Origin of the sequence: Protofrankia sp. CiT1 (assembly GCF_917627335.1) — a bacterium.
Classification (GTDB): Bacteria; Actinomycetota; Actinomycetes; order Frankiales; family Frankiaceae; genus Protofrankia.
Map to the genome: position 1 here is coordinate 1 of NZ_CAKJTP010000209.1, position 5,465 is coordinate 5,465.

At 63.2% G+C, this 5,465-nt stretch carries 4 protein-coding genes; 3 read left to right on the plus strand and 1 reads right to left on the minus strand.

Annotated elements, in window-relative coordinates; genetic code table 11:
* The first annotated feature begins 31 nt into the window (after positions 1-31).
* Positions 32-1,051, plus strand: coding sequence for a GDP-mannose 4,6-dehydratase (locus MJ785_RS20025; RefSeq protein WP_239346274.1), 1,020 nt, complete (start codon positions 32-34; stop codon positions 1,049-1,051).
* A gap of 51 nt (positions 1,052-1,102) precedes the next feature.
* On the opposite strand, the gene MJ785_RS20030 is transcribed toward MJ785_RS20025, so the two are convergent.
* On the minus strand, positions 1,103-2,269 hold the full coding sequence (locus MJ785_RS20030) for a glycosyltransferase family 4 protein (protein ID WP_239382257.1): 1,167 nt from the start codon (positions 2,267-2,269) through the stop codon (positions 1,103-1,105).
* A 427-nt stretch (positions 2,270-2,696) separates the two neighbouring features.
* Here MJ785_RS20030 and MJ785_RS20035 point away from each other — a divergent pair, with 427 nt between their 5' ends.
* Both MJ785_RS20035 and MJ785_RS20040 read left to right on the plus strand, forming a co-directional pair.
* Complete coding sequence (locus tag MJ785_RS20035) at positions 2,697-4,196, plus strand: DUF362 domain-containing protein (protein WP_239382259.1); 1,500 nt, start codon at positions 2,697-2,699, stop codon at positions 4,194-4,196.
* On the plus strand, positions 4,193-5,465 hold a 1,273-nt coding region (locus tag MJ785_RS20040; RefSeq protein WP_239382261.1), incomplete at its 3' end, for a phenylacetate--CoA ligase family protein. The genes MJ785_RS20035 and MJ785_RS20040, both read left to right, overlap by 4 nt.

The window sequence follows — 5,465 nt, forward strand, 5'->3', positions numbered from 1 at the left end:
ACACCTTGAGTCGCAATAGGGAGGACATCGCATGCCACGCGCGCTGATCACCGGCATCACCGGCCAGGACGGCCTCTACCTGGGTGAGTTGCTGAGCGACAAGGGATACGAGGTATTCGGCCTCGTTCGCGGACAATCGAATCCGAAGATCGCGATGGTTGAGAAGGCGCTGCCGGGGATCCGGCTGCTGGAGGGAGACCTGACAGACCTGCCATCCCTCATCGGAGCGGTCGAAATCGCACAACCGGACGAGGTCTACAATCTGGGCGCAATCTCGTTCGTCGGGCTGTCGTGGCGGCAGGCGGAACTGACCGGCGAGACAACCGGCATCGGCGTCCTGCGCATGCTGGAGGCGATCCGGATAGTCACTTCGGACGAAATGGATCGAATCCGCTTTTATCAGGCATCGAGCTCGGAAATGTTTGGCAAGGTGCGGGAGACCCCGCAGCGCGAGACCACACCGTTCCACCCGCGCTCGCCGTACGGGGTTGCCAAGACCTTTGGCCACTACATCAGTGTCAACTACCGTGAATCCTACGGCGCGTACGCCGTGTCCGGTATTCTTTTCAATCATGAGAGCCCGCGGCGCGGCGTGGAGTTCGTGACCCGGAAAATCAGTCGCGGTGTGGCACGGATCGCGCTGGGCGTACAGGAAAAGATTACACTCGGCAATCTTGACGCACGCCGCGACTGGGGTTTTGCCGGCGACTACGTCGACGCCATGTGGCGGATGCTCCAGCGCGACGCCCCCGAGGACTACGTTGTCGCTACCGGCGAGACGCACTCGATCCGTGAGCTTCTCGACACGGCGTTCGGCCACGTCGGCATCGATGACTGGAGCGCATACGTCATCCAGGACCCGCGATTCCTACGTCCGGCGGAGGTGGATGTGCTTGTCGGTGACGCGGCCAAGGCGCGGGATGCGCTCGGCTGGCGACCAGCCGTTGGATTCAAGGCTCTCATCCAGATGATGGTGGATGCTGACCTCGCCGCCGAACGCAATGACCTCGAGCGGGCGGACAACGCGGATCATCGGCTGTTCCGCCACTGACCCGATCAGCGTAGTTGTTCCCAGTCCCCTCGATTGCCGACTCGCCCCCGGTTAGCGCAGCGGGATCGAGTCGGCGACCTGCCCGTCGTCGGCGCTGTGCACGTGCGAAACCGGCCGACATTCGGACACAGCGCCGGATGACGTCGTGGCGCCCAGAAGAAGTCGACACGCCTGCTCCGCATATGCCACAGGTTCAGTTACCGTCCGTGCCCATTCCCGGGCGCGTAGGCCGGCTGCGGCACAACGCACAGGGTCGGACAACAGCCTCAGTAGCAGATCGGCCAGGGCCTGCGTGGACTCGTCTACCGGCGACCAACCGGTCAGCCCGGCAACATAGGCATCGGCCGAGCCGCCGGAGAATGGCGCGATGACCGGGCAACCCGCAAGCTGCGCCTCGACCAGGACGATGCCGAAGCCCTCACCACTGGACGGATGCCCTACTCGGGTACGGGTACACAGGGCGAACAGGCCCGCCTTTGCGTAGAGCTCCGCGAGCTCAGCGTCAGACGGTGAGACCCGCAGCTCGGCTTGCACGCGATCAAGCAACTCGACCAGCTCGGCTGGGGCCGGTCCCTGCCCCGCCACGATCAGGCGCACTTCGCCAAGCCGCTCCCGAACCTGCACGACGGCTCCGGCCAGCTCCGGTAGGCCTTTTCCACGCCAGTCCGAAAGCCGAAAGACGGATAGTACCGTCGATGGGAGGTCTGGGCTGGACTGCCGGGTGGCCTCCAGCAGAGTCCGTCGCCACAGCGGATCGATCCCCGGTGGGAGGACCGCTGGGAGACCAAGAGACGATAAGGCACCCGCACTGAAGCTGCTGATCGTCAGAGGGCTTGCCCCCGACAGCCGCATGAGCAGTGTTCGACGCAGCGACGGAGTACCCCAGATGTCTGTGCCATAGAACGCGACGAACGACCGGCGCGGACGGGCCAGACCCGTTACCGGGACAGCTACCGGCATGAAACCGGGATGCCCTATCAGCAGGCACTCAACAGGGCGGTGGCGCCGAGCGACAGCAAGCGCACGAGCAACGAAGACCGCCTTGGCGGCCGGGGTGGGGTGGTGCCCAGGAGTGAGCAGATCGATCCTGTGGACCTTTGCGCCCGACCCCTCGAGTGCGCGGACAACGGTGGAGAGGTACCGCTCGATACCGCCACCAAGTCCAAGCGAAGGCGCGAGCAACAGCACGGTGCCAGCCGGGTCAGGCAGTTCCGCCAATCGATCACTACGGAAAGGATTTTTCACATCACATATTGTGCCCGAAGAACATCTCGAAACAGCAACACCGACGCGACGATCCTTGAAGGGCAATAATTCTTTTACTAAATTAGATAAATATCAACAGTGCATGCCCCGAAGCAGAGCCACGCGCGGGGCGAGAAAACCCCTGCCCTAGCGGAGCGCGGTCTGCTGGGGCAGGGCGGGATGACCTGCCAGGTTCTCTTGGTCCATCAGACCGCTCGAGCCTTAACATGCCCGACACAGCAAGATTATCACTTTCAGTGAATCATCTGCTACCCTAGGTGCATCAAATGATCGACTTCAGGCGCTCGCCTACCATCCTATAGATGATCAAAACATCCGACGCACCGTTACCGCAGCCGTCATTGTACTTTGGCCGGCGCTCCTACCAAGAAGGCAGGGAATGCCCGAACATGTTGCCCAGTATCAGGTATCGGTAACGCGCACCGAGGTCGCCTCCTACCCGGACGCGGCGCCCTTCTCCCCTGATACGGCATATCCCGAGTACACGCACGATCACCTCAGCCCCAGCAAGAACCCGGTGTACTCTGGGGTCCGCCGGGTACTGGCACTGGCCGGGATGGACGCCGCGTACGTGGAAACGGCCCGCTGGAATCCACTAGGTGATTTTGTCGGACCGGGCGGAACGGTCGTACTCAAACCAAATCTGGTGCGGGAGCGCCATCCGCGTGATTCCGGTGGATGGCGTTACATACTCACGCACGGCTCGGTGGTCCGGGCCGTCGCCGACTATGCCTTCACCGCGGTCGGGCCCACTGGACGGGTGGTCGTCGCTGACGCACCACAGACTGATTCGTCATTCTCCGCGATCATGCACATACTCGGCATGGACGACCTGCAGCGTTTTTATCGGGAGCGCGGATTCACGTTGGACCTGATCGACCTACGGAAGGAGGAATGGACGACGGTCGATGACGTTGTCGTGGCCAGGCACCGCCTGGTGGGTGATCCCGGTGGCGAGATGTCCTTCGACCTCGCCGCGGCCAGCGAGTTTGTCGGTCACAGTGGCACCGGCCGCTACTATGGTGCTGATTATGACAGCCGCGTGGTGAATTTTCACCACCGTGGAGGTCGGCACGCGTACCTGCTGTCCGGCACTGTGATGCGATCTGACCTCGTGGTCAACCTCCCGAAGTTGAAAAGTCACAAGAAAGCTGGGATCACGCTTGGGCTCAAAAACCTCGTCGGGGTCAACGCGGACAAGAACTGGTTGCCGCATCATACGGAGGGTCGGCCCGACAGCGGCGGTGACGAGCATCCCAGTCGAAATACCCGGCACTCCCTTGAGCGGGCTGTTGCGACCAAGCTCCAACGGGTGGCGCTGGCCGCCCCTCGCCTGGGTGGCGGCATATTGCGAGTTGCTCGGCGTGGCGGCAGCCAGGTGTTCGGGGACGGCGACAGCGTCGTGCGCAGCGGCAACTGGTGGGGTAACGACACGGTGTGGCGCATGTGCCTGGACCTGAACAAGATTGTGGAATACGGCCGTGCGGATGGCACGGTGGCTCACACCCCGGACCCGAACCGGCGACACATCGTCCTTGTGGATGGGGTGATCGCGGGTCATCGTAACGGTCCGATGAACCCGGATGCACTTCCCTCCCGGTTGCTCGCCTGCGGGACGATCCCCGCCGCCGTTGACGCGGTTGTCACCTACCTGTTTGGCTTCGACCCGGATCGGGTGCCGGTGGTCCGCCAGGCGTTCATGTGTCGAAGCCTTCCGTTGGCCTCCGGTAACTGGCGTGAGATCCAGGTCGTTTCCGATCATGATCCGTGGAACGTCCGTCTCGGGGCGTTGCCGGTCGAGGTTACTCTGCATGCCGAACCACACTTCGCCTGGAAGGGGCACATCGAACACGAGCCGCGTACGGCAGTGCATCGATGAAGACCACCTCGTTGTTCGGATCACGGGCCGCGGCCACGGCATTCGCGGCTGCGTACACCAGCCCACTCGTCCAGGCGCACCTTCGTACGCTCGCCCGGTTGGAAATGGCCGACGCGGCCGAAGTCCGGGAGTGGCAGTTGGCCCGGCTGAGCAGGTTCCAACACAGATGGCTTCGATCGGTGCCCTACTACCGGGCGCGCCCGGAATACCTGCACGGTTCGCTTGATGACCTTCCCATACTGACCAAGGAGGCGGTTCGTCAGGTTGTCGGATCCTTCGCCCATCCAGGAGTGCCAGCTCGGCGAGTCACCACCGGCGGCACCGGCGGACGGCCCCTCGATCTCAGAATATCCTACCCGTCCTTTTTCACCGAATGGGCACATATCGCGTACGTGTGGGGTCGGGTAGGTGTACGGCCAACCGACCCGAAGATCACTTTTCGGGGTGGCAGCCTCGGTGAAGGCTTCGCCGGTCGTCCCATCCTGTTCCAGCCCACGTACAACCAGTTCCTGGTCTCGCCATTCCATTTGTCTGATCGAACGTTCACCGAGCTCCTGGATCGAATTCGGGACTTCCGGCCGGTGGCGATCTGGGGGTATCCGTCGGCTGTGACGCCCTTCGCGCGTTGGGTGGCACGAACCGGACCGTACCCGGAACTGAGCAGAATCCGGGCAGTTCTACTCGCCAGCGAGGGCGCCTTTGACTGGCAGCTGCCGCTCTTGCGGGATGTCTTCGGTGCCCCGGTGGTGCGCTGGTACGGGCAGAGCGAGAAAGTGGTGTTCGCAGGCGAGTGCCCGCGCCGGGTCGGCGTCTACCATGTCACGCCTACCTATGGCGTAGCCGAGATCGTCGCTGGCCGGATCATCGGAACCGGAATGACAAACACCGCCATGCCCCTCGTGCGTTACGACACCGAGGATGGGGGGACACTCCGATCACCGGATTCTGAGGGTGCACGGTGTGTATGTGGTTCACCGTTCCCCGTACTGACCGAAATTCGCGGCCGGTGGGATCAGTCCTTGGTCTACGGGGCCGATGACGAACCGATCTCCACCGCTGCCTTGAACTTCCACGACAGCGCATTCGCGGTCTTCGACAGGTTCCAGTTCCGGCAGGAACGGCGTGGCGAGGTGGAGCTGCGTGTCGCCGCCGCCCGGCAACCGGCAACAAACGACCTGGCCCGGGCCCACCGCCTGCTACAGGACCGGGTCGGCGACCGGCTCGCGGTGTCCGTCACCGTTGTCCCTTTGGACGAGCTCGTGAGCCGGC

Bases quoted from the DNA above. Each gene is read 5' to 3' on its own strand.
- MJ785_RS20025 (WP_239346274.1), top strand. From the start codon at position 32: ATGCCACGCGCGCTGATCACCGGCATCACCGGCCAGGACGGCCTCTAC.
- MJ785_RS20035 (WP_239382259.1), top strand. From the start codon at position 2,697: ATGCCCGAACATGTTGCCCAGTATCAGGTATCGGTAACGCGCACCGAG.